Genomic DNA, 21,519 nt, shown 5'->3' with positions numbered 1-21,519 from the left:
GGAAATTGCAATGCGCATCTGGCCGATTGTTTCTGCTGTCTCTGTGGCATTTCTGGTAGTTGCCTGTAGTACCCCCACGCCGCCGCCCAACGTCACGGTGGTGAATAATTTCGATGCTAAGCGCTACCTTGGACAATGGTATGAAATTGCCCGCTTCGACCACCGCTTCGAACGAGGCCTGCAGCAGGTGACCGCGACTTACAGTCTGATGGACGATGGTGGGATACGCGTGGTGAACCGGGGCTTTAACCCCGATCGGCAGAAATGGCAGCAAAGTATCGGTAAAGCTTACTTCACCGGCAGCCCCGACCGGGCGGCCCTGAAGGTCTCGTTCTTTGGGCCGTTCTACGGTGGCTACAACATCATCGCGCTGGATAAAGATTATCGCCATGCGCTGGTCTGCGGGCCGAATCGCGACTATTTGTGGATACTCTCCCGCACGCCAACTATCAGCCCGGAGGTCAAACAGCAGATGCTGGAGACCGCAACCCGCCAGGGCTTCCCGGTTGAGAAGCTCCTGTGGATACAGCAGAAAGGTTAGTGGGTGCTGAGTTTCAGACCAATGATACCAATGACGATCATCGCCAGGCTCGCAATGCGGGCCGGGCTGGCAGATTCCCCTAACAGTAGAATCCCCGTGGTGGCAGCCCCTACGGCACCGATACCGGTCCAGACCGCGTAGGCCGTACCCGTCGGCAGCGTTTTCATCGCCCATGACAGCAACGCCATGCTCAGCACCATCGCCACAATCGTCACCACGCTTGGCCACAAACGGCTAAATCCGTGGGTGTATTTCAGCCCTACCGCCCAGACGACTTCCAGCAAACCAGCAATGAAAAGAACAAACCAGGACATAACCGCTCCTCGTGAAGGGGTCGTCCCCGGAAAGATAAGAAGCGCAGGCGGGTCGTCCCGCAAGGCTGAGATGAAAGAGATAGTTTAGCATTCAGTCCGAACAATAAAAGCCCCTCCGGCTTCTATTCTCATTCCTTGCGTTACATCAGTTTATTGCCGTTTACTAAGCCTGGAAATGGCTCACGATCGTGACGCAGTTCAACAATTCAAATGACGGACATTGCTTATATCATTATAACGTACCGTCTCATCCTGCAAAGGCAACAATAATGAATATCGTGAACATTAAAAATGGTTAAAATATTACTTATTGATCGATGTATTTATAGCCGTAAAGGGATGAAAGAATTAATAAGCAAAGATAATCAATTCTCAATTTCCGAAACCGATAATTTGCTGGTAGCCCGTGAAAAAATAATTCAGTGGCAGCCCGATATGGTGATTGCGGATTTTTCGGGCTTTTCCGACACCCTACACAGTATTAGCCAACTTTCAGCTATCTATTCAGCCTGTGAGAAGTCAACGCGCCTGATGGTTATGCAAAACGGAAAGCATCCGCTGATAGAGCAGTACTGCCGCAAATGGGAAACAGCAGAAAGCGTCAGTAAAGCGATGCCTCTGAAAGAATTACGAGAGTTAACGGAATATATTATTGCTTCGCGTCCTCCTTGCAGATTTCGCCAGCAGGCAATTACGCCGTTACTGACATTGCGCGAAGAGCGAGTTTTGACATTATGGACGGATGCGACCAGCAACGAGATGATAGCCAGAACAATGGGGATCAGCACAAAGACGGTTTATACCTACAAGCGGAATATTCGTATGAAGCTAGGGGCAGACAATCGATTTTCTTTATTCCTGACACCCTCAATGACAGCTATATAATAACGGTACGGCAACGATTACCGTACCGTAACGACATACGTTAGTCCTGCGCTTTCGTTGCTGCGCCAGAAATCGCGTTACCACCATCTTGAATATCTTCACCAACGCCGCGCGTGGTATTACAAGCAGTCAGTAATGACGACAGCACCACGAGTGAAAAGAACGCTGCAATAGTTTTCTTAAGCATGACATTTTTCCTTTTTTGCCCATGTGTTTGTGTATAGCCACTTAAGCATAGCCAAAAAAAAGAAAACTGACGGCGATCCAGGATTTTTTAGGAGTGATGGAAGTTATTTATTGGCCGCACGCTCAATTGAACCACCCAGATGCTGCAGATCTTCGCCGAAGCCGCGCGTGGCGTTGCAGCCGCTCAGGAATGACGTCAGAAATACGAGTATAAGAAGAAGTTTGATACGATTCATTTTCCCTGCCTCTCAGCTAGCGGCGGCGCAGCCCTATAAGCTACGCCGCGGTCACGCGTGGATTACTTAACGCGAGAAACGTATTCGCCAGTGCGAGTATCAACTTTGATAACTTCGCCAATCTGTACGAACAATGGCACTTTAACCACGGCGCCGGTGGTCAGCTTAGCTGGTTTACCGCCGGTACCTGCGGTGTCGCCTTTCAGGCCTGGATCGGTTTCAACGATTTCCAGTTCCACGAAGTTTGGTGGCTGTACGGCGATTGGACGGCCGTTCCACAGGGTCACGATACATTCGGCCTGATCCAGCATCCATTTAGCATTATCACCGATAGCTTTCTCGTCAGCAGCCAGCTGCTCGAAAGTTTCGTTATTCATGAAGTGATAGAACTCACCGTCGTTGTACAGATAAGTCAGGTTCATATCGATAACGTCTGCGCCTTCGGCGGAGTCGGTAGATTTGAAGGTTTTCTCAACGCGGGTGCCGGTCAGCAGACGGCGCATTTTCACGCGAGCAAACGCCTGGCCTTTACCTGGTTTCACGAACTCACTGGATTCGACAGCGTAAGGTTCGCCTTCGAACATGATTTTAAGACCGGCACGAAAATCGTTGCTAGAATAAGTCGCCATAAGGCCCTCTGAAATTGTTAATTGGTAGCTTAGCCAAAAAATGGCACACATTGTAACCCTAAATCCCCCCCGCAGAGAAGATTGGTTAACGCAACTTGCCGATGTTATAACCAATCCGGATGAACTGCTGCACATTTTGAATGTAGATGCCGATGAAGATCTGCTGGCTGGGCGTGACGCGCGTCGACTTTTCGCCCTTCGCGTCCCGCGTGCCTTCGTTGCCCGCATGGAAAAAGGTAATCCACACGATCCGCTGCTGCGCCAGGTATTGACCGCTCAGGAAGAGTTTGTTGCCGCCCCCGGCTTCAGTACCGATCCGCTGGAAGAGCAACACAGCGTTGTACCAGGTCTGCTGCATAAATATCGCAACCGTGCTTTGCTGCTGGTAAAGGGTGGCTGTGCCGTTAACTGCCGCTACTGCTTCCGCCGCCACTTCCCGTATGCCGACAATCAGGGCAACAAGCGAAACTGGCAGGCTGCGCTGACGTACATCAGCGAGCATCCGGAGCTGGACGAGATTATTTTCTCCGGTGGCGACCCGCTGATGGCCAAAGATCACGAGCTGGACTGGCTGCTGGGCGAACTGGAGGCCATTCCGCACATTAAGCGCCTGCGTATCCACAGCCGCCTGCCGATAGTCATCCCGGCTCGTATTACCGATACGCTGGCTGCTCGTTTTGCCCGTTCACGCCTTCAGGTGCTGCTGGTGAATCACATCAACCATGCGCAAGAGATGGGGGACGAGTTCCGTCACGCGATGGTGAGCCTGCGTCAGGCTGGCGTGACGCTGCTGAACCAGAGCGTCTTGCTGCGCGGCGTAAACGATAGCGCCGTGACGCTGGCGGAACTGAGCAATGCGCTGTTTGATGCGGGAGTGATGCCTTATTACCTGCACGTGCTGGATAAAGTCCAGGGCGCGGCACACTTTATGGTCAGTGACGATGAGGCAAGAAAGATTATGCGGGAGCTGCTGACGCTCGTTTCGGGCTATATGGTGCCGAAACTTGCTCGTGAGATTGGCGGTGAACCGAGTAAGACGCCGCTGGATTTACAGCTGCGGCAGAGCTGAAAGTAAAGCGGTGGATGACGCTTCGCTTATCCACCCTACAAAAATGCAGGTCGGCGCAGCGCTGCGCTACCCGACGCTTTGCTATGAGTACTCAGCACATCAGTTCGGGCACTTATAAACCTGGCCGTTCATGACGCTTGCGGTCGGCGCAAAGCTCGACAGCAGATTCTGGCTTGGGCTGCTCACACCGTAAATCACGTTGCCACCCATTGCTGCGGCGTTATTACGCAGGGCGTTTGCCGCTCCACGCATGGAACCCCCTTCATCGCCCTGCTGGCCTGAGAGCCAGTTGCTCTGCTCACCCGTCGCGCTGCCCAATAGCTGGCAGTTGCTGGCCGGTTTTTCCTGCACAAAGCGAACGCTCTGGCCCGCGGCACTCAGTTCGTTACTGGTACTGCATCCCGCCAGCAGCAACGCTGCCACAGCCATTCCTGCTGAAACTTTTATGCGCATGTTGTTCCCCGTAATCAATGCTGTGTTCAATGTAGTCGTGGGCTATCATCACCCGGTAAGACCTTATACCAGACTGAGGCCCAAAAGAAAAAACCCTCAGTCATTTCTGACTGAGGGTTCTTTAGCACAAGATGCTATGGGTTACATCATACCGCCCATGCCACCCATTCCACCCATACCGCCAGCGCCACCTAAATCAGGTGCGTCGCTTTTAGGCAGATCGGTCACCATGCACTCGGTAGTGATCATCAGACCCGCTACAGATGCCGCGTACTGCAGAGCAGAACGGGTGACTTTAGTTGGGTCCAGAATACCCATGTCGATCATGTTGCCGTATTCTTCGGTTGCTGCGTTGTAACCGTAGTTACCGTCGCCCGCTTTCACGGTGTTAGCAACAACAGATGGCTCTTCGCCGCAGTTCAGCACGATTTGGCGCAGCGGAGCTTCCATTGCACGCAGTGCAACTTTGATACCCACGTTCTGGTCTTCGTTCACGCCACGCAGTTCACCCAGCTTAGAAGCTACACGGATCAGCGCAACGCCGCCGCCAGCCACCACGCCTTCTTCTACCGCAGCACGAGTAGCGTGCAGAGCATCTTCAACGCGAGCTTTCTTCTCTTTCATTTCCACTTCGGTAGCTGCACCGACTTTGATTACCGCAACGCCGCCAGCCAGTTTCGCTACGCGCTCCTGCAGTTTTTCACGGTCGTAATCAGAAGTGGCTTCTTCGATCTGCTGACGGATCTGAGAGACGCGGCCAGCAATCGCAGGTTCTTCACCGTTACCATCGATGATGGTGGTGGTGTCTTTGTTGATAACGATACGCTTAGCAGTACCCAGATCTTCCAGGGTCGCTTTCTCCAGCTCCATACCGATCTCTTCAGAAATAACGGTACCGCCGGTCAGGATAGCGATATCCTGCAGCATTGCTTTACGACGGTCGCCAAAGCCTGGTGCTTTAACAGCAGCCACTTTCACGATGCCGCGCATGGTGTTAACAACCAGCGTAGCCAGCGCTTCGCCTTCAACATCTTCAGCGATGATCAGCAGTGGTTTACCGGCTTTCGCAACGGCTTCCAGAACTGGCAGCATTTCACGGATGTTGGAGATTTTCTTGTCAGCCAGCAGGATGAACGGGCTGTCCAGTTCGATAGAACCGGTTTCTGGCTTGTTGATGAAGTACGGAGACAGATAGCCACGGTCGAACTGCATACCTTCAACCACGTCCAGCTCGTCCTGCAGGCCGGTGCCTTCTTCAACGGTGATAACGCCTTCTTTGCCCACTTTCTCCATCGCTTCAGCGATCAGAGTACCCACGGTTTCGTCGGAGTTAGCAGAGATTGTACCAACCTGAGCAATCGCTTTAGAGTCAGAGCATGGTACGGACAGCGCTTTCAGCTCTTCAACCGCAGCGATAACCGCTTTGTCGATGCCGCGCTTCAGATCCATTGGGTTCATGCCCGCAGCCACAGCTTTCAGGCCTTCGGTGATGATTGACTGAGCCAGTACGGTGGCGGTGGTGGTGCCGTCGCCCGCAGCGTCGTTCGCTTTAGAGGCCACTTCTTTCACCATCTGTGCGCCCATGTTTTCGAACTTGTCTTCCAGTTCGATTTCACGCGCTACGGAAACACCATCTTTAGTGATGGTCGGTGCACCGAAAGATTTATCCAGAACCACGTTACGGCCTTTAGGACCGAGGGTAACTTTCACTGCATCTGCCAGTACGTTTACGCCGCGCAGCATTTTCACACGAGCGTCGTTACCGAATTTTACGTCTTTAGCTGCCATTCTTTTTTTCCCTTAAATTCGTTTAATTTGCCTGCGGATTACGCTTCAACAATTGCCAGGATGTCGCTTTCGGACATGATCAACACTTCTTCATTGTCGATCTTCTCAGACTTCACACCGTAACCATCGTTGAAAATCACGATGTCGCCGACTTTTACGTCCAGCGGTTGCACGTTACCGTTTTCCAGGATGCGGCCTTTACCGACAGCGATGATTTCGCCACGAGTTGATTTACCTGCTGCGCTACCGGTCAGCACGATGCCGCCTGCAGACTTGGACTCAACTTCTTTACGCTTGACGATGACGCGGTCGTGTAGTGGACGAATACTCATGTGATAGCTCTCCTTTGAGAAAGTCAGTATCAATTGTTTGGGTAACGCCGGCCCAAATGGGTTATCGGCTGGTGACCTGAGAGATGGGGATGCGCCTTCCCCCCTTCAAGGGGGGAAAACAAAAAAAATTATAATTTTTAACGATTGTGACGATCGTCGTTATCACGGAAATCATCATGCTCTTCGAGGCGCTTCGGACCCTCCTCTTTACGCTGATATTCACCGTCAAAGGTCTGACCGCCGTCTGCACCCGCGCTGAAACCGCCCCCAGGGGTACGGGAGAAGCGCAGATGGGGCATCAGCTTCATGGTCAGATGCTTTTGTACCGGCGGCAACAACAGCAGCAAGCCGAGGAAATCCGTAAAGAAGCCGGGCAGTAACAACAAGAAACCGGACAGCACCAGCGACACGCTTTTGATCATCTCTGCCGCAGGGCTTTCCCCTGCCGCCATCTTTTGCTGCATCTGCATGAAGGTTTTAAAGCCCTGGTTGCGGACCAGCGACATCCCAATGATGGAGGTAAAGATGACCAGCAGCAGGGTCAGCAGGACGCCAAACACATGGGCGACCTGAATAAAAATAGATATCTCTATGTAAACGTAGAGAAAAATAGCAATTAACGGTATCCAGCGCACCGTGTTCTCCTGTGATGAGGCAAGTCCCTTCCGGCACCTGCAAAATTCGTTAACCATAACGCATTGCTAACAGATGGTGACGCTTTAGCCAAAGATCAATCGAAGCACCAGGTTATTTTTTCTGGAAACATTCATGCATTGATCGAAATCACATATTAATAATTGTTATGTGATGTCGCTTTTAATAAGTGATCCAGATAGCTGCTTTTCGCTATGATCAGCATATCATCACGGCATGGAGGGCGAATATGGACATATTCGTCGGTCTATCCATCTCACGACCACACATCCTGTGCGTGAAAAAACGATGCATTTATTGGCTGCTTGAAAAAGAAGGTTCACATGTTAAATAACATTCGTATCGAAGAAGATTTGTTGGGTACCAGGGAAGTGCCAGCGGAGGCCTACTACGGCATCCATACTCTGAGAGCGATTGAAAACTTCTACATCAGTAACAACAAAATCAGTGACATACCTGAGTTTGTACGCGGTATGGTCATGGTGAAGAAAGCGGCGGCGATGGCCAACAAGGAGTTGCAAACCATCCCGAAAAGCATTGCCAACACCATTATCCAGGCCTGTGACGAAGTGCTGAACAACGGCAAATGCATGGACCAGTTCCCGGTGGACGTCTACCAGGGCGGGGCCGGTACTTCCGTTAACATGAACACCAATGAAGTGCTCGCCAATATTGGGCTTGAGCTGATGGGTCACCAGAAAGGTGAGTATCAGTACCTGAACCCGAACGACCACGTTAATAAATGCCAGTCCACCAACGATGCTTATCCAACCGGTTTCCGCATCGCGGTGTATGCCTCTATCGTCAAGCTGATCGATGCTATCAACCAGCTCGGCGACGGCTTCCAGCGCAAATCTGTTGAATTCGAAAACATTCTGAAAATGGGGCGTACCCAGCTTCAGGATGCGGTACCGATGACGCTGGGCCAGGAGTTCCACGCTTTTAATGTCCTGCTGACCGAAGAGACTAAAAACCTGCTGCGGACCGCAGAGCTGCTGCTGGAAGTGAACCTCGGCGCAACGGCAATCGGTACACGTCTGAATACCCCGGACGGCTACCAGCAGCTTGCCGTGCAGAAGCTGGCAGAAGTCAGCAACCTGCCGTGTGTTCCGGCGGAAGACCTGATTGAAGCGACATCCGACTGCGGCGCGTACGTTATGGTGCACAGCTCGCTGAAACGCCTGGCTGTGAAGATGTCGAAGATCTGTAACGACCTCCGCCTGCTCTCCTCCGGCCCGCGCTCCGGCCTGAACGAAATCAACCTGCCAGAGCTGCAGGCTGGCTCTTCCATCATGCCGGCCAAAGTGAACCCGGTGGTGCCGGAAGTGGTCAACCAGGTGTGCTTCAAAGTCATCGGCAACGACATTACCGTGACCATGGCCTCCGAAGCAGGCCAGCTGCAGCTGAACGTGATGGAGCCGGTGATTGGCCAGGCGATGTTTGAGTCCATCCACATCCTGACCAACGCCTGCTACAACCTGCTGGAAAAATGCATCAACGGCATCACCGCTAACAAAGAAGTGTGTGAAAGCTACGTCTACAACTCGATTGGTATTGTGACTTATCTGAATCCGTTCATTGGCCACCACAACGGTGACATCGTCGGGAAGATTTGTGCGGAAACAGGTAAGAGCGTTCGCGAGGTCGTACTGGAGCGGGGCCTGCTAACGGAGGCAGAGCTGGACGATATCTTCTCGGTCCACAACCTGATGCATCCGGTCTACAAAGCAAAACGCTACACGGATGAAAGCGAACAATGATACTCACCGGTAGCTAGCTAAGCCAAAAGGCACGTCCATCGCGACGTGCCTTTTTCGTTTCAGTCAAACAATAATACAACAACTCATTTTCATCTCATTAATCTTCAAGGAAGCATCCATGATAGTCATCGAGCTCATCATTGTGTTGGCAGCCATCTTTCTTGGCGCAAGGTTAGGCGGTATAGGCATTGGGTATGCGGGAGGACTCGGAGTACTGGTACTGGCGCTCATCGGGGTAAAACCTGGGCATATCCCTTTTGATGTGATTTCCATCATCATGGCGGTGATTGCGGCGATTTCCGCCATGCAAATCGCAGGCGGTCTTGACTACCTGGTGAATCAAACTGAAAAACTGCTGCGCAAGAACCCAAAATACATCACCATCCTCGCCCCCATAGTGACCTACTTCCTGACGATTTTTGCCGGTACGGGCAATATCTCCCTGGCCACATTACCGGTCATCGCGGAGGTGGCGAAAGAACAAGGTATCAAGCCTTGTCGCCCTCTCTCTACCGCAGTCGTGTCCGCTCAGATCGCCATCACCGCGTCGCCAATTTCCGCGGCAGTGGTGTATATGTCCTCCGTGCTTGAGGGCCATGGCGTCAGCTACATTCATCTGCTGTCGGTGGTTATCCCCTCTACGCTGATGGCCGTGCTGATCATGTCTTTCCTGGTTTCTAAGCTGTTTAACTCGAAACTCTCTGACGATCCGGTTTACCGCAAGCGCCTGGAAGAGGGGCTTATCGAGCTGCGCGGCGACAAGCAGCTGGAAATTAAACCGCGGGCTAAAGCGTCCGTGCTGATGTTCCTGCTTGGGGTGGTCTGCGTTGTTATCTACGCCATCATTAACAGCCCGAGCCTGGGCCTGGTCGCTACGCCATTGATGAATACCACCAATGCGATCCTGATTATCATGCTGTCCGTCGCCACGCTGACTACCGTTTTCTGCGGCGTGGAAACTGAAAGCATTCTTAGCTCCAGCACGTTCAAAGCGGGCATGAGCGCCTGTATCTGTATTCTGGGCGTGGCCTGGCTGGGTGATACGTTTGTTTCCGCCAACATCGAATGGATTAAAGAGACGGCCGGTAGCGTGATCCAGAGCCATCCGTGGCTGCTGGCGGTTATTTTCTTCTTCGCCTCTGCGCTGCTCTACTCGCAGGCGGCTACGGCCAAAGCGCTGATGCCAATGGCCCTGGCCCTGAACGTTTCGCCACTGACCGCGGTCGCTTCTTTTGCCGCAGTTTCCGGCCTGTTTATTCTGCCAACCTACCCGACGCTGGTCGCTGCGGTACAGATGGACGACACCGGCACCACGCGCATTGGCAAATTCGTCTTTAACCATCCGTTCTTTATTCCGGGCACGATAGGCGTTGTGCTTTCGGTCTGCTTCGGCTTCCTGCTGGGCAGCTTCATTCTTTAAATATCCCAAAACGCGGGTCGCTTTGCGGCCCGTATCTCTTCTCGCTCGTCCCGCCGTGCTATAGTCACCCGCAGTTTCCCTACAGAGGAGGTTTACGATGTCGACTACTCAGGCCGTTGTCATATTCTGTACTGCCCCGGATGAAGCTACTGCACAGGATCTTGCCGCCCTCGTGCTGGCAGAAAAGCTCGCCGCGTGCGTGACTCTGCTGCCCGGCGCCACCTCGCTCTACTACTGGGAAGGGAAAATGGAACAGGAGTATGAGGTGCAGATGGTGCTCAAAAGCGACATCGCCCATCAGGAAGCGCTGCTGGCCTGCCTGAAAAAACACCATCCTTACAAAACACCTGAATTACTGGTTCTGCCAGTTACCCACGGAGATAGTGAATACCTCTCATGGCTCTACGCATCTTTACGCTGATCTTCCTGCTCTTCAGCACGCAAACTTTCGCAGGTCTGTTTGATAACCAGGGCAAACCACAGTTCGTCCCGGTCGACCAGGCTTTCGCCTTTGATTTCCAGCAGTCTGGCAACCAGCTCAACCTGAACTGGCAGATAAAGCCCGGCTACTACCTGTATCGGCAGCAAATCAAACTCAACCCGGCGCAGGCAGATATCGCGCCGCCAGCCATGCCGAAAGCAGCCTGGCACGAAGATGAGTTTTATGGCAAAACCGAGATTTATACCGGGGAGTTGAACCTGCCGGTGACGGTGAACAGCGCTACTAAAGGCGCGACGCTAAGCGTGACGTACCAGGGCTGCGCCGAGGCCGGATTCTGCTACCCGCCAGAGACGAAAACAGTGCCGCTGAGTGAGGTCGTGACTTCTGAAGAAAGTCGCCCTCACCCTAACCCTCTCCCCCAGGAGAGGGGACAAATCAGCGCGGAGCAATCTTCCTCCCTTTCCTCCTCTGGGGAGAGGGTCGGGGTGAGGGGAACAGGCGACATAGAGTCTAACCAGCTCCCGTTCTCCGCACTCTGGGCGTTCCTGATCGGCATCGGTATCGCCTTCACGCCGTGCGTGCTGCCGATGTATCCGCTCATCTCCAGCATCGTGCTGGGCGGGAAACAGCGTTTATCAACCGGGCGCGCCCTGCTGCTGGCCTTTGTCTATGTGCAGGGGATGGCGATTACCTATACCGCGCTGGGCCTGGTGGTAGCGGCTGCGGGATTACAGTTCCAGGCCGCGCTACAGCACCCGTACGTGCTAATCGGGCTGTCGGCGCTGTTTGTATTGCTTGCCGCGTCCATGTTCGGGCTGTTTACCCTGCAGCTCCCCTCCTCGCTGCAAACGCGTCTCACATTGATGAGCAACCGTCAGCAAGGGGGTTCGGCGGGAGGCGTCTTTGCAATGGGCGCGCTGGCAGGGTTGATTTGTTCGCCCTGCACTACCGCGCCGCTTAGCGCCATCCTGCTGTATATCGCACAGAGCGGAAACATGTGGCTCGGCGGCGGTACGCTCTATCTCTATGCGCTGGGCATGGGCCTGCCGCTGATCCTGATCACCGTCTTTGGCAATCGCCTGCTGCCGAAAAACGGCCCGTGGATGGAGACGGTTAAAATTGCCTTCGGCTTTGTGATCCTGGCGCTGCCGGTGTTCCTGCTCGAACGCGTGATTGGCGATGTCTGGGGCGTTCGTCTGTGGGGTCTGCTGGGCGTGGCATTTTTCTGCTGGGCGTTTATCACCAGCTTGCAGGCCAGCAAACCATGGATGCGCCTGATACAAATTATCCTGCTGGGTGCCGCGCTTGTTAGCGCGAAGCCGCTTCAGGACTGGGCATTCGGCACAACGGTGACCGCCAGCCAGCTGCACCTGAATTTCACACGTATCGCTAACGTCGAACAGCTCGACCAGGCGCTGGCGAAGGCGAAAGGCCAGCCGGTGATGCTGGACCTCTACGCCGACTGGTGCGTGGCCTGTAAAGAGTTCGAGAAATATACCTTCAGCGATCCGCAGGTTCAGAAGCAGCTGGAAAATACCGTGCTGCTCCAGGCAGATGTCACTGCCAATAACGCGCAGGATGTGGCACTGTTAAAGCATCTGAACGTATTAGGCCTGCCGACGATTCTGTTCTTTGATGCCGAAGGCCAGGAGCGCCCTGCCGCCCGCGTCACGGGCTTTATGGACGCCGGCGCTTTCGACACGCATTTGCGCAAACAGGCGCAGTAAACAACACTAATGTGGGATAACCCGTTGAACGACGGAGGAGAATACCGTGCAACGCGAAGACGTACTTGAGCACGCCCTGCACGTCCTTGAACGTGAAGGGATTGCCAGCACCACCCTGGAGATGGTCGCAGGTGAGGCGGACCAGCCGCTGCATGTCATCGAAAAATACTGGCCCGACAGCGAAGCGCTGCTGTACGACGCGCTGCGCTACCTGAGCCAGCAGGCCGAGGCCTGGCGCCGTCAGTTCATGCTCGACGATTCACTGTCGATTGAGCAAAAGCTGATGAAGCGCTATGAGGCTCTGACCGAATGCGTCAACAATGAGCGCTATCCCGGCTGCCTGCTAATTGCCGCCTGCACCCTTTACCCGGATGCTTCCCACCCTGTTCATCAGCTGGCCGACCAGCAGAAAAAACGGGCGTGGGAGTACACTCACGAGCTGCTGACCCAGCTTGAGGTGGACGATCCGGTGATGGTCGCCCATCAGATGGACCTGGTGCTGGAAGGCTGTCTGAGCAAGCTTCTGGTCAACCGTAGCCAGGCGGACATCGACACCGCTCAGCGTCTTGCGGAAGATATTCTGCGCTTTGCCCAGTGCCGCAAGGGTGGCGCGCTGACCTGAGGCTAGCTTTTTAACCACTCTGTCTGAAAAGCAGGCAATCAACACCGTTTAAGCACTTTTTTATGACAAAGCCGTTGACGCCCAACGGCCTTTACGGTTTAATGCGCCCCGTTGCCCGGATAGCTCAGTCGGTAGAGCAGGGGATTGAAAATCCCCGTGTCCTTGGTTCGATTCCGAGTCCGGGCACCACTATTTAAAGAAACCAGCCTAAGGGCTGGTTTTTTGCTTTCTGGCATCTGGACTCGTCATCGAACCTGAAAACGATACTTCTCGCGCGCTTTCAAATGGCAGCAGCATGTCCGTTCCGGTTACCGTGACTGACCAGACAGCTGTGTTTCCCCTGGCAGCGCGTGTCATTCGAACCTCAACACAAGCGATTGATTTGGGAACGGTAAAGGGCGCGGTGCAGTTCACTTTTACCTATCAGTAAACCCAAACGTTGCCCATTTCTGCTCCGTGGAGCCAGCGTCTGCCGGCTCTTTAAGTTTAAATTTAAACAACTTTCTGGTGGTTTCCTGACCGTCGTTACGGGTATTTTTCACAGCCGAAACGGCAGCAGAAGTGCTGCAACGCCGTTTGCCATTGAGGAAATCCCATGTTCAAAAAAACCACCTTACTGCTGGCACTCGCGCTGGTTGGTTGTGCAAAACCAGCCGATGATATGGTTAATGCCGTCAATAAAATCACCCTGCCTGCCGTCACCGCCACCACCGACAGCCAGGCGAACCCGGCTGAACTGCAGGGCATGCACTCAGCGAACCAGCAAACCATCGTGCGGCTGACGGCGGAAATTAAGCAGCAGGAAAGCGTTCAGCAGGCAGATACCGATGATATCCTCAATCCGCACAGCGAAATTCACTCCTCTTTCAAGGCGTTGACTCATCTTGAAGAGATGCACCAGCTCAACGATCTGTATCTGAAAGACAAAAACAAGACTGGCCTGGCCATGATTGAAAACGCGCTGAAGCCCCTGAAGGACAAATCGGCTTAAACCCTAAGCACCCTAACTAAATGATAATTATTTGCATTTAAACATAGCTGCGGCTATGTTTTATAGCAATTGCTATATCTGTGCATTTATCATGCGTTAAGGGGATGTCATGTTCGGAAAGGCCGCGGTACAAAAACGGGCGATCGTCGGCGTAATGCTGGCGCTGATGCTCACCTCTGCCCAGTCGTGGGCGAAGGATAAATTCAAAGCTGTTACCACCTTTACCGTTATCGCAGATATGGCGAAGAACGTGGCGGGCGACGCGGCGGACGTGGAGTCCATCACTAAGCCCGGCGCTGAAATCCATGAATACCAGCCTACGCCGGGGGATATCCGCCGGGCACAGGGCGCGCAGCTCATTTTAGCCAATGGCCTGAACCTTGAACTCTGGTTCCAGAGGTTTTATCAGCATCTCAACGGCGTGCCGGAAGTGGTTGTCTCCACTGGCATCACCCCCACCAGCATCACCGAAGGCCCTTACGACGGCAAGCCCAACCCCCACGCATGGATGTCGCCGCAAAATGCGCTGATCTACGTCGATAATATCCGCGATGCGTTCAGCAAGTACGATCCTGAAAATGCGGCCATCTACGCAAAAAACGCCGAAACTTATAAGCAAAAGATCAAAGCTACGCTGCAACCGCTGCAGGCCGAACTGGCAAAAATCCCTGCGGAAAAGCGCTGGCTGGTCACCAGCGAGGGGGCTTTCTCCTACCTCGCCAACGACTTCAAACTGAAAGAGCTGTATCTCTGGCCGATAAACGCCGACCAGCAGGGGACGCCGCAGCAGGTGCGCAAGGTCATCGACACCATTCGTAAAAACCACATTCCGGTGATTTTCAGCGAAAGCACCATCTCCGATAAGCCCGCGCGCCAGGTCGCTCGTGAATCCGGCGCCCACTACGGCGGCGTGCTGTACGTGGATTCTCTGAGCGCGGCTGACGGCCCGGTGCCGACCTATCTCGATCTTCTGCGCGTCACCACCGCCACCCTGGTTCAGGGCATTAACGAAGGGGCGCAAAAATGACGGGCAGATTCGGCATCTCCGTACAGAACGCCAGCGTCACCTACCGTAACGGCCACACCGCGCTGCGCGATGCAACGTTCACGATCCCAACGGGCACCATCGCGGCGCTGGTCGGGGTTAACGGCTCCGGCAAATCTACCCTTTTCAAGGCGATTATGGGCTTCGTGCACCTGGCGAAAGGTTCAATTTCGATTCTTGGCATGCCGACCAAAAAAGCGCTGCGCCAGAATATCGTCTCTTACGTGCCCCAGTCGGAGGACGTGGACTGGTCGTTCCCGGTTCTTGTGGAGGACGTGGTGATGATGGGACGCTATGGCCATATGGGAATGCTGCGCATTCCGGGCAAGATGGATAAACAGGCCGTAGATCATGCGCTGGCCCGCGTGGGGATGAGTGATTTTCGCCACCGGCAGATTGGTGAGCTGTCCGGCGGGCAGAAAAAGCGCGTGTTTCTGGCCCGCGCCATCGCCCAGGACGGACAGGTCATTCTGCTGGATGAGCCGTTCACCGGCGTGGATGTTAAAACCGAAGAGCAGATCATCAACCTGCTGCGTGAGCTGCGCGACGAAGGCCGCACCATGCTGGTCGCCACCCATAACCTTGGCGCGGTGACCGACTACTGCGACCAGACGGTACTGGTGAAAGGCACCATCCTCGCTTACGGGCCAACACGGGAAACCTTCACCCAGGAAAACCTCGAAATTGCTTTCAGCGGCGTGCTGCGTCACGTCACCCTGACGGGGCTGGAAACCAGCGTGGTAACGGACGACGAACGCCCATTTATTCGCGCCGTAAAAGGGGAGTAGCCGATGAGCATCCTGCTTGAGCCGTTCTCCTATGGCTACATGTTCAACGCCATCTGGGTATCCGCGCTGGTCGGCGGCGTCTGTGCGTTTCTTTCCTGCTACCTGATGCTGAAAGGCTGGTCATTGATTGGCGACGCGCTTTCACACTCCATCGTGCCGGGCGTCGCGGGCGCTTATATGCTTGGCCTGCCCTTTTCCCTCGGTGCCTTTTTCTCCGGCGGGCTGGCGGCGGCCACCATGCTTTTTCTGAACCAGCGCACGCGCCTGCGGGAGGACACCATCATTGGGCTGATCTTCTCGTCGTTCTTCGGCCTCGGGCTGTTTATGGTGTCGCTGAACCCGACTTCGGTAAATATCCAGACTATCGTGCTCGGCAATATTCTGGCCATCGCCCCGGCGGATATCGTCCAGCTGGCGGTCATCGGCTTCGTGTCGCTGGCGATCCTGCTGGTGAAGTGGAAAGACCTGATGGTCACTTTCTTCGATGAAAACCATGCCCGCTCCATTGGCCTGAATCCCACCCTACTCAAGGGGCTGTTTTTTACGCTGCTGTCAGTGACCACGGTTGCCGCGCTGCAAACTGTTGGCGCATTTCTGGTGATTTGCATGGTAGTGACCCCGGGCGCGACAGCCTATCTGCTGACCGACCGCTTCCCGAAATTGCTGATGATTTCCGTGGCATTAGGAAGCATGACCAGCGCGGTCGGTACCTACGCCAGCTACTACCTCGATGGCGCAACGGGCGGCATTATCGTCGTGCTGCAAACCATTCTGTTCCTGCTGGCCTTTGTCTTTGCGCCGAAGCACGGCCTGCTGGCAAACCGCAAACGCGCCCGTCTTGCACAAGGAGCCAGCCAGTGAGCCTCATCGACACGCTGCTTTCGCCGTTTCAGTTCGACTTTATGGTTAACGCGCTGGTGATAACCGCGCTGATTGCGGTGCCCTGCGCCCTGCTCTCCTGCTTCCTGGTGCTGAAAGGCTGGGCGCTGATGGGCGATGCCATGAGCCACGCGGTATTTCCCGGCGTGGTGATCGCCTGGATGATCGGGCTGCCGCTGGGGATCGGCGCGTTTATTGCGGGATTGTTCTGCGCTTTAGCCACCGGCTATTTGCAGGAGAACAGCCGTATCAAGCGCGATACGGTAATGGGGATAGTTTTCTCCGGCATGTTTGGCGCGGGGCTGGTGCTCTACGTCTACCTGAAGCCGGAGATCCACCTGGACCATATCCTGTTTGGCGATATGCTCGGCGTAGGCCTGGCGGACATTGTGCAAACGGGCGTTATTGCGCTGGTGACCGCGGCGATTGTCGCCGTGAAATGGAAAGATTTTCTGCTGCACGCCTTTGACCCGACCCAGGCGCAGGCGTCGGGCCTGAATACCAGGCTGCTGCATTATGGCCTGCTGTGCATGGTGGCGCTGACCATCGTCGCCGCACTGAAAGCCGTCGGCATCATTCTGGCGATCTCCCTGCTTATCGCCCCAGGTGCCATCGCCTCGCTGCTGACCCGCACCTTCCTGTCGATGATGCTGACAGCGCTGGCTATCGCCCTGAGCGTCTCGTTTATCGGCGTTTACGCCTCGTTCTTTATCGACAGCGCCCCGGCCCCGACCATCGTCGTTCTGTCGGCCATCGTGTTCATCGCGGCGTTTATCTGGTCGTCCCGCAGACAGGCAAAACGGGAGGCCGGACAGCTGACCTGATCTGTGGTACAAAGTACCACATTAATATCCTTACTTTCAGGGACGCGCCATGGCCTTCTCCATCGACATTATCTCCTGTATCACCGACCGCTTTGTGGAGCTGACCGCCACGGAAAAGCGCATCGCGCAGTTCATTCTCGATGACGTGCAGTCCGCCGCAACATTGCCGATTGCAGAAATGGCGCGCCTTACCGAGACAAGCCAGGCCTCGATTACCCGCTTTGCCCGGGCGATTGGCTGTAAAGACGTACGCGAACTAAAGGTGAAGCTCGCCCAGTCGCTGGCCGTCGGACAGCGCTTTATTCTCGACGTGCCGGACCTGGAAGGGGTGCAGGGAATTTATGAAACTATCATCAACGTGCTGGAAATCAACCGCCGCGCGCTGAACCCGGAATCGCTCAACAAAGCCGTTGACTGGCTGAGCAACGCGCGGCAAATTCTGGCGATTGGCATGGGCGGCGGCTCGACGATCTGCGCGCAGGAGGTGCAGTTCCGTCTGTTCCGCCTGGGCCTGCCGGTCGTCAGCCAGAGCGACGGTCTGCTGGTGCGCATGATGTGCTCCGCCGTCACACCAAACGACGTGGTGCTGGCACTGTCGCTGGGCGGCTATACGAAAGAGATCATTGAGAGTGCCGCGATGGCAAGACAGTACGGCGCGAAGGTCATCGCTATCACCCCGGAGGAGACGCCGCTTGCCGCCAATGCCGACGTTGTGCTGCCGCTGATCGTGCGGGAGAACGACTACATCTTTAAGCCGAGCACTTCGCGCTACGCGATGCTGGCGATGGTGGACGTGCTGGCCACCGAGCTGGCAATGGCCAATAAGAGTCAGGCGAAAGACCGGCTGCGCCGTATCAAGCTGGCGCTGGACAGCCACCGCGGCGGCGTGGACCGCCAGCCGCTGGGGGATTAGTTACCCTCACCCCATTACGGGTCTGTAGGCCGGATAAGCGCAGCGTCATCCGGCAAAATCATGCTAAAAATGCCGCCATAAACCTTCTGGCCTGCGCCCGCGTCACCTCAACGCCCTGCCCGGCGCAATACAAATCGCTGCCAAGCCCGGCCCCGGCGCAGCCTGCTTTTAAATACTCGCCCAGGTTTTCCGGCGTCACGCCGCCAACCGCCAGCACCGGTATTTCCGGCGGCAATACGGCTTTCAGCGCCGCAATATAAGCCGGACCAAAAGCGGCAGAGGGGAAGATTTTCAGCCACTGCGCGCCCGCATCCAGCGCGGAAAAGGCTTCGGTTGCCGTGGCGCAGCCGGCGCAAACCAGCATTCCCGCATCAGCCGCACGGCGGATCACCGCCGGATTAGTGTTCGGCGTCACCACCAGCTTTGCCCCGGCCTCCGCCAGAAAATCCACCTGTTCAACTTTCAGTACGGTTCCCGCACCAATCACAGCATTTTCGCCGTATTTCGCCACCATCTCTGGAATGCTTTTCATCCACTCCGGTGAGTTAAGCGGGATCTCAATATAGCGAAACCCTTCTTCCATCAGCGCGCCTACGTGCTCGCTGGCCTCATGAGGCTGAATGCCGCGCAGGATCGCGACCAGTGCTTTAGCGTCTTGCATTTAAAATGCTCCTTATCCCTTGCTGGAAAGCGGTATCGCCCGCTATTTCGCTGACCTCAATGGCGGACTGGCTTAATGCCGTGCGGTAACGGCGGCAAAGCGACGCTCCCCCGACCAGCGTGACCTGACGAATGTCGTCGCGCAAAGTGGCTACTTCGGCCCCGATAAGCAGGCCAGACAGCCACTCGCTGACCGACTCGGGCGGCAGGTCGCCCAGCACCCGGGCCGCCCTTGCGGTAAAGAGTTTGTTGATAAGCGCGGGCGATTCCAGCCCGCTGCTCACACCGTCCGCAAACGCCGCGCTGTCATCCTGCTGTTCCGGTAGCCCTTTACCAATCAGAGAGTGGTTCATCAGGATGTAGTGCAGCTCGCCGGTCATCGCAGTCTCAAACCCGTTTACCGCGCCGCCCGCAACCTGCACCCATTTGCTGTGCGTACCGGGCATGACGTAACAGCCTGCGGGCGACAGCTGCATCGCCCCCAGCAGCTGAGTCTCTTCGCCGCGCATCACGTTTCGCTCGGTTTTGACCCCCGGCACAATCCACACATTTTCAGCCACATCAAAAAGCCGGGCGCTCAGTTCGTGCAGCGAAACCGGGCAGGCCAGATACGGCACCGGCTGCCAGCCAGCATCGCTGCCAATCATCCCGGCCATCACCACCGGGATCGCTTCCTGCTCACGCCACGGCGCAATGTGCTTATCGAAGACGTCACGGGCGGTTTGCTCTGCCAGACGGCTTACGCCATACGGCAGCTGCAGACTCTCCACGCACTGCCCGCGGCGATACAGCCAGGCGCGCAGGTGCGTTGACCCCCAGTCGATAGCGATATAGCTGTCGCTCATCGTGCGTTCCCCGTTGCGCGTTTGCCCAGCGGCACCGGTACGGCTTCCGGCTGGCTTTCACGTTCGCGAGTAATCATCTCCAGCGCCTCTTCGCGGCTGACTTTACTGGCAGGCGTGATGACCGTCACCAGTATCGCGCCAAACAGGCTCGCCAGGACGGAAGGGATACAAGGGTTGCCCCAGAATGCCATCCAGCTGTCATTCACCAGCACGGCAATGGACACCACCGCGCCTGCAAGCAGCGCCGTTATCGCGCCCTGCCAGTTAAAGCGATTCCAGAAGCGCCCAAGAATGGAGCAGACAAACAGACCAGACATCAGCGTGGAGATCATTTTGGTGATATAGCTGATGATGTCATTAGATGTCAGGGCGAAAATCAGCGCCAGGCCGATCACCACGACCAGCATCCAGCGGGAGAGCGTGATGGCCCGGTTTTCCGCAGGCATTCGGCCTGTCACCATCGTGTACAGATCGCGCATCATGATGGCCACAGCGGCAATCGCATCAGAACTGGCCGAAGACATGGTCGCCGAAAGACCGGCAATCAACACGATCATCCCCAGCACGCTCGGCAGGAAGCTCGTCGCAAACAGGAAAGCGTAATTAGTATTTTCCAGCGACGGGTTCATGGTGTAGGCCGCCATGCCGATAATGGCAGGCAGAATAGAGAAGAACAGGTACAGGACACCGGTATAGACAAACGAACGGCGAACCGACGAAACATCTTTTCCGGAATAGATCCGCTGGCGATAGGACGGCGTTGCCAGTACGCCAACACCGATAACCGTGGCCAGAGACAAAGCAGGGATAGCACCCAGTTTATCGACCGCGAGGAAACTCAATGCTTTCGGGTCCATCGCGTGCTGGATGGCATCCCATCCGCCAACGTGGACTACCGCAAGGATAGCCATCAGGATAAAACCGAAGAATAAAATCAGCGCCTGAATAGTATCAGTCCACACCACAGCAGAATAACCACCAATAACCACATAAATAGCGAAAGCTAGCGCAATAACAATTTTCGCCAGGGTTAAATCAAGACCGGTAGCCCATGATAAATATAAACTCCCGCCAAGAATATGCGCGCCAAGCCAGCCAATTGAGGCGATGAAAATCAGCAGCCCGACAATATTTTTAACAATATGGCTACCGCCGGTATAATAAGACAACTCTTCACTCATGGTCATAAAGCGCAATTTTCTGATCGGTGCAAACCACCAGGCGACCAATAAGATCCCGACTGCGCCCCCAAGGCCATACAGCATGCCTGCCCAACCATTGCTGTAACCAAAACCAACGGCCCCCATACTGGAGCCAGTGCCGACCATGGTGGCGACTGTTGAACCCAGAGTTAAAAACATTGGCAGGGAACGACCGCCGAGCAGGAAATCCTCACCGCTTTTTTGGTTCCGCGAAACAAACCAGCCAAGCCAAATCATGGCGAGAGCATAAATAATGAATCCGATTAAAAATACATTGCTATTCATAACTCACTTCCAGATTAATAATAAAGGTG

The 21,519-nt window shown here is 55.0% G+C and carries 25 protein-coding genes and 1 tRNA gene; 15 read left to right on the top strand and 11 right to left on the bottom strand.

Translation table 11 applies throughout. The features are described from left to right. The first annotated feature begins 10 nt into the window (after positions 1 to 10). On the top strand, positions 11 to 541 hold the full coding sequence (locus HYQ67_RS16835) for a lipocalin family protein (RefSeq protein WP_202305377.1): 531 nt from the start codon (positions 11 to 13) through the stop codon (positions 539 to 541). Here the strand turns inward: HYQ67_RS16835 and sugE are convergent. Next, complete coding sequence (gene sugE, locus HYQ67_RS16830; protein WP_202305376.1) at positions 538 to 855, bottom strand: quaternary ammonium compound efflux SMR transporter SugE; 318 nt, start codon at positions 853 to 855, stop codon at positions 538 to 540. The two genes, HYQ67_RS16835 and sugE, sit on opposite strands and share 4 nt — an antisense overlap. 291 nt (positions 856 to 1,146) lie before the next feature. On the opposite strand from sugE, the gene HYQ67_RS16825 reads away from it, so the two are divergent. Next, on the top strand, positions 1,147 to 1,740 hold the full coding sequence (locus HYQ67_RS16825; RefSeq protein WP_202305375.1) for a response regulator transcription factor: 594 nt from the start codon (positions 1,147 to 1,149) through the stop codon (positions 1,738 to 1,740). A gap of 40 nt (positions 1,741 to 1,780) precedes the next feature. Here the strand turns inward: HYQ67_RS16825 and ecnB are convergent, their stop codons facing one another. From ecnB to efp, 3 genes are all read right to left on the bottom strand, one after another. Further along, positions 1,781 to 1,927 (bottom strand): lipoprotein toxin entericidin B, encoded by a 147-nt coding sequence (gene ecnB, locus HYQ67_RS16820; protein WP_202305374.1) that lies wholly within the window; start codon positions 1,925 to 1,927, stop codon positions 1,781 to 1,783. A gap of 103 nt (positions 1,928 to 2,030) precedes the next feature. After that, on the bottom strand, positions 2,031 to 2,162 hold the full coding sequence (locus HYQ67_RS16815) for an entericidin A/B family lipoprotein (RefSeq protein WP_202305373.1): 132 nt from the start codon (positions 2,160 to 2,162) through the stop codon (positions 2,031 to 2,033). A 62-nt stretch (positions 2,163 to 2,224) separates the two neighbouring features. Continuing rightward, positions 2,225 to 2,791: an elongation factor P gene (gene efp / locus HYQ67_RS16810; RefSeq protein WP_202305372.1), complete on the bottom strand. Its 567-nt coding sequence runs from the start codon at positions 2,789 to 2,791 to the stop codon at positions 2,225 to 2,227. Positions 2,792 to 2,831: 40 nt separating this feature from the next. Between efp and epmB the strand changes: the two genes are divergently transcribed. After that, positions 2,832 to 3,860: an EF-P beta-lysylation protein EpmB gene (gene epmB / locus HYQ67_RS16805; protein ID WP_202305370.1), complete on the top strand. Its 1,029-nt coding sequence runs from the start codon at positions 2,832 to 2,834 to the stop codon at positions 3,858 to 3,860. Positions 3,861 to 3,959: 99 nt separating this feature from the next. Here the strand turns inward: epmB and HYQ67_RS16800 are convergent, their stop codons facing one another. From HYQ67_RS16800 to HYQ67_RS16785, 4 genes are all read right to left on the bottom strand, one after another. Continuing rightward, positions 3,960 to 4,313 (bottom strand): DUF4156 domain-containing protein, encoded by a 354-nt coding sequence (locus HYQ67_RS16800; protein ID WP_202305368.1) that lies wholly within the window; start codon positions 4,311 to 4,313, stop codon positions 3,960 to 3,962. A gap of 141 nt (positions 4,314 to 4,454) precedes the next feature. Continuing rightward, positions 4,455 to 6,101: a chaperonin GroEL gene (gene groL / locus HYQ67_RS16795; RefSeq protein ID WP_202305367.1), complete on the bottom strand. Its 1,647-nt coding sequence runs from the start codon at positions 6,099 to 6,101 to the stop codon at positions 4,455 to 4,457. A 38-nt stretch (positions 6,102 to 6,139) separates the two neighbouring features. Continuing rightward, positions 6,140 to 6,433: a co-chaperone GroES gene (locus HYQ67_RS16790; RefSeq protein ID WP_043081801.1), complete on the bottom strand. Its 294-nt coding sequence runs from the start codon at positions 6,431 to 6,433 to the stop codon at positions 6,140 to 6,142. Positions 6,434 to 6,570: 137 nt separating this feature from the next. Next, on the bottom strand, positions 6,571 to 7,068 hold the full coding sequence (locus tag HYQ67_RS16785; RefSeq protein ID WP_202305366.1) for an FxsA family protein: 498 nt from the start codon (positions 7,066 to 7,068) through the stop codon (positions 6,571 to 6,573). Between the two features lie 342 nt (positions 7,069 to 7,410). Between HYQ67_RS16785 and aspA the strand changes: the two genes are divergently transcribed. The 12 genes from aspA to HYQ67_RS16725 all read left to right on the top strand — a co-directional run bounded on the left by aspA (position 7,411) and on the right by HYQ67_RS16725 (position 18,498). Next, positions 7,411 to 8,847, top strand: coding sequence for an aspartate ammonia-lyase (aspA, locus tag HYQ67_RS16780; RefSeq protein WP_202305365.1), 1,437 nt, complete (start codon positions 7,411 to 7,413; stop codon positions 8,845 to 8,847). Positions 8,848 to 8,965: 118 nt separating this feature from the next. Further along, positions 8,966 to 10,267, top strand: a complete 1,302-nt coding sequence (locus tag HYQ67_RS16775; protein ID WP_202305364.1) for an anaerobic C4-dicarboxylate transporter — start codon at positions 8,966 to 8,968, stop codon at positions 10,265 to 10,267. 97 nt (positions 10,268 to 10,364) lie between these two features. Further along, a complete protein-coding gene (gene cutA, locus HYQ67_RS16770; protein ID WP_202305363.1) occupies positions 10,365 to 10,688 on the top strand; it encodes a divalent cation tolerance protein CutA in 324 nt (107 codons plus the stop codon). Next, entirely contained in the window at positions 10,664 to 12,436 is a 1,773-nt protein-coding gene (locus HYQ67_RS16765) for a protein-disulfide reductase DsbD (RefSeq protein WP_202305362.1), read from the top strand. The genes cutA and HYQ67_RS16765 overlap by 25 nt, the downstream gene beginning before the upstream one ends. A gap of 46 nt (positions 12,437 to 12,482) precedes the next feature. Continuing rightward, positions 12,483 to 13,058 (top strand): transcriptional regulator, encoded by a 576-nt coding sequence (locus HYQ67_RS16760; protein ID WP_202305361.1) that lies wholly within the window; start codon positions 12,483 to 12,485, stop codon positions 13,056 to 13,058. Between the two features lie 113 nt (positions 13,059 to 13,171). Continuing rightward, a tRNA-Phe gene (locus tag HYQ67_RS16755) sits at positions 13,172 to 13,247 on the top strand. A gap of 406 nt (positions 13,248 to 13,653) precedes the next feature. Continuing rightward, complete coding sequence (locus tag HYQ67_RS16750) at positions 13,654 to 14,049, top strand: hypothetical protein (RefSeq protein ID WP_202305360.1); 396 nt, start codon at positions 13,654 to 13,656, stop codon at positions 14,047 to 14,049. Between the two features lie 154 nt (positions 14,050 to 14,203). Continuing rightward, positions 14,204 to 15,076, top strand: coding sequence for a metal ABC transporter substrate-binding protein (locus tag HYQ67_RS16745; RefSeq protein ID WP_431355449.1), 873 nt, complete (start codon positions 14,204 to 14,206; stop codon positions 15,074 to 15,076). After that, positions 15,073 to 15,882, top strand: coding sequence for a manganese/iron ABC transporter ATP-binding protein (locus HYQ67_RS16740; RefSeq protein WP_202305356.1), 810 nt, complete (start codon positions 15,073 to 15,075; stop codon positions 15,880 to 15,882). Before HYQ67_RS16745 ends, HYQ67_RS16740 begins: the two co-directional genes overlap by 4 nt. 3 nt (positions 15,883 to 15,885) lie before the next feature. Further along, entirely contained in the window at positions 15,886 to 16,743 is an 858-nt protein-coding gene (gene sitC, locus HYQ67_RS16735; RefSeq protein ID WP_202305354.1) for an iron/manganese ABC transporter permease subunit SitC, read from the top strand. A 41-nt stretch (positions 16,744 to 16,784) separates the two neighbouring features. Further along, on the top strand, positions 16,785 to 17,585 hold the full coding sequence (locus HYQ67_RS16730; RefSeq protein ID WP_202305394.1) for a metal ABC transporter permease: 801 nt from the start codon (positions 16,785 to 16,787) through the stop codon (positions 17,583 to 17,585). Positions 17,586 to 17,634: 49 nt separating this feature from the next. Then, positions 17,635 to 18,498 carry a MurR/RpiR family transcriptional regulator gene (locus HYQ67_RS16725; protein WP_202305352.1) on the top strand — a complete coding sequence of 288 codons (864 nt, stop codon included), beginning with the start codon at positions 17,635 to 17,637 and terminating at the stop codon, positions 18,496 to 18,498. Positions 18,499 to 18,556: 58 nt separating this feature from the next. Here the strand turns inward: HYQ67_RS16725 and HYQ67_RS16720 are convergent, their stop codons facing one another. Genes HYQ67_RS16720 through HYQ67_RS16710 form a run of 3 tightly spaced genes read right to left on the bottom strand, consistent with a single transcriptional unit; the run spans position 18,557 to position 21,490 of the window. After that, positions 18,557 to 19,159, bottom strand: coding sequence for a 2-dehydro-3-deoxy-6-phosphogalactonate aldolase (locus HYQ67_RS16720; RefSeq protein ID WP_202305350.1), 603 nt, complete (start codon positions 19,157 to 19,159; stop codon positions 18,557 to 18,559). Continuing rightward, the gene (locus HYQ67_RS16715) at positions 19,146 to 20,003 is read right to left on the bottom strand and encodes a 2-dehydro-3-deoxygalactonokinase (protein WP_202305349.1); all 858 of its coding nucleotides are present in this window, start codon (positions 20,001 to 20,003) and stop codon (positions 19,146 to 19,148) included. Before HYQ67_RS16715 ends, HYQ67_RS16720 begins: the two co-directional genes overlap by 14 nt. Next, positions 20,000 to 21,490, bottom strand: a complete 1,491-nt coding sequence (locus HYQ67_RS16710) for a sodium:solute symporter family protein (RefSeq protein WP_202305347.1) — start codon at positions 21,488 to 21,490, stop codon at positions 20,000 to 20,002. The genes HYQ67_RS16715 and HYQ67_RS16710 overlap by 4 nt, the downstream gene beginning before the upstream one ends. Positions 21,491 to 21,519: the final 29 nt, after the last annotated feature.

Source organism: Dryocola clanedunensis subsp. sulfonylureivorans (assembly GCF_016756775.1).
In the GTDB taxonomy this organism is placed as follows: domain Bacteria; phylum Pseudomonadota; class Gammaproteobacteria; order Enterobacterales; family Enterobacteriaceae; genus Dryocola; species Dryocola clanedunensis.
The sequence above is the reverse complement of the archived record's forward strand: the minus strand, read 5'-3'. Positions and strand labels throughout refer to the sequence as shown.

Excerpts from the sequence above, each read along its gene's own strand:
- HYQ67_RS16835 (WP_202305377.1), top strand. The coding sequence starts at position 11 with ATGCGCATCTGGCCGATTGTTTCTGCTGTCTCTGTGGCATTTCTGGTA.
- sugE (WP_202305376.1), bottom strand. The coding sequence starts at position 855 with ATGTCCTGGTTTGTTCTTTTCATTGCTGGTTTGCTGGAAGTCGTCTGG.
- HYQ67_RS16825 (WP_202305375.1), top strand. The coding sequence starts at position 1,147 with ATGGTTAAAATATTACTTATTGATCGATGTATTTATAGCCGTAAAGGG.
- ecnB (WP_202305374.1), bottom strand. The coding sequence starts at position 1,927 with ATGCTTAAGAAAACTATTGCAGCGTTCTTTTCACTCGTGGTGCTGTCG.
- HYQ67_RS16815 (WP_202305373.1), bottom strand. The coding sequence starts at position 2,162 with ATGAATCGTATCAAACTTCTTCTTATACTCGTATTTCTGACGTCATTC.
- efp (WP_202305372.1), bottom strand. The coding sequence starts at position 2,791 with ATGGCGACTTATTCTAGCAACGATTTTCGTGCCGGTCTTAAAATCATG.
- epmB (WP_202305370.1), top strand. The coding sequence starts at position 2,832 with ATGGCACACATTGTAACCCTAAATCCCCCCCGCAGAGAAGATTGGTTA.
- HYQ67_RS16800 (WP_202305368.1), bottom strand. The coding sequence starts at position 4,313 with ATGCGCATAAAAGTTTCAGCAGGAATGGCTGTGGCAGCGTTGCTGCTG.
- groL (WP_202305367.1), bottom strand. The coding sequence starts at position 6,101 with ATGGCAGCTAAAGACGTAAAATTCGGTAACGACGCTCGTGTGAAAATG.
- HYQ67_RS16790 (WP_043081801.1), bottom strand. The coding sequence starts at position 6,433 with ATGAGTATTCGTCCACTACACGACCGCGTCATCGTCAAGCGTAAAGAA.
- aspA (WP_202305365.1), top strand. The coding sequence starts at position 7,411 with ATGTTAAATAACATTCGTATCGAAGAAGATTTGTTGGGTACCAGGGAA.
- HYQ67_RS16775 (WP_202305364.1), top strand. The coding sequence starts at position 8,966 with ATGATAGTCATCGAGCTCATCATTGTGTTGGCAGCCATCTTTCTTGGC.
- cutA (WP_202305363.1), top strand. The coding sequence starts at position 10,365 with ATGTCGACTACTCAGGCCGTTGTCATATTCTGTACTGCCCCGGATGAA.
- HYQ67_RS16765 (WP_202305362.1), top strand. The coding sequence starts at position 10,664 with ATGGCTCTACGCATCTTTACGCTGATCTTCCTGCTCTTCAGCACGCAA.
- HYQ67_RS16750 (WP_202305360.1), top strand. The coding sequence starts at position 13,654 with ATGTTCAAAAAAACCACCTTACTGCTGGCACTCGCGCTGGTTGGTTGT.
- HYQ67_RS16745 (WP_431355449.1), top strand. The coding sequence starts at position 14,204 with ATGCTGGCGCTGATGCTCACCTCTGCCCAGTCGTGGGCGAAGGATAAA.
- HYQ67_RS16740 (WP_202305356.1), top strand. The coding sequence starts at position 15,073 with ATGACGGGCAGATTCGGCATCTCCGTACAGAACGCCAGCGTCACCTAC.
- sitC (WP_202305354.1), top strand. The coding sequence starts at position 15,886 with ATGAGCATCCTGCTTGAGCCGTTCTCCTATGGCTACATGTTCAACGCC.
- HYQ67_RS16730 (WP_202305394.1), top strand. The coding sequence starts at position 16,785 with ATGGTTAACGCGCTGGTGATAACCGCGCTGATTGCGGTGCCCTGCGCC.
- HYQ67_RS16725 (WP_202305352.1), top strand. The coding sequence starts at position 17,635 with ATGGCCTTCTCCATCGACATTATCTCCTGTATCACCGACCGCTTTGTG.
- HYQ67_RS16720 (WP_202305350.1), bottom strand. The coding sequence starts at position 19,159 with ATGCAAGACGCTAAAGCACTGGTCGCGATCCTGCGCGGCATTCAGCCT.
- HYQ67_RS16715 (WP_202305349.1), bottom strand. The coding sequence starts at position 20,003 with ATGAGCGACAGCTATATCGCTATCGACTGGGGGTCAACGCACCTGCGC.
- HYQ67_RS16710 (WP_202305347.1), bottom strand. The coding sequence starts at position 21,490 with ATGAATAGCAATGTATTTTTAATCGGATTCATTATTTATGCTCTCGCC.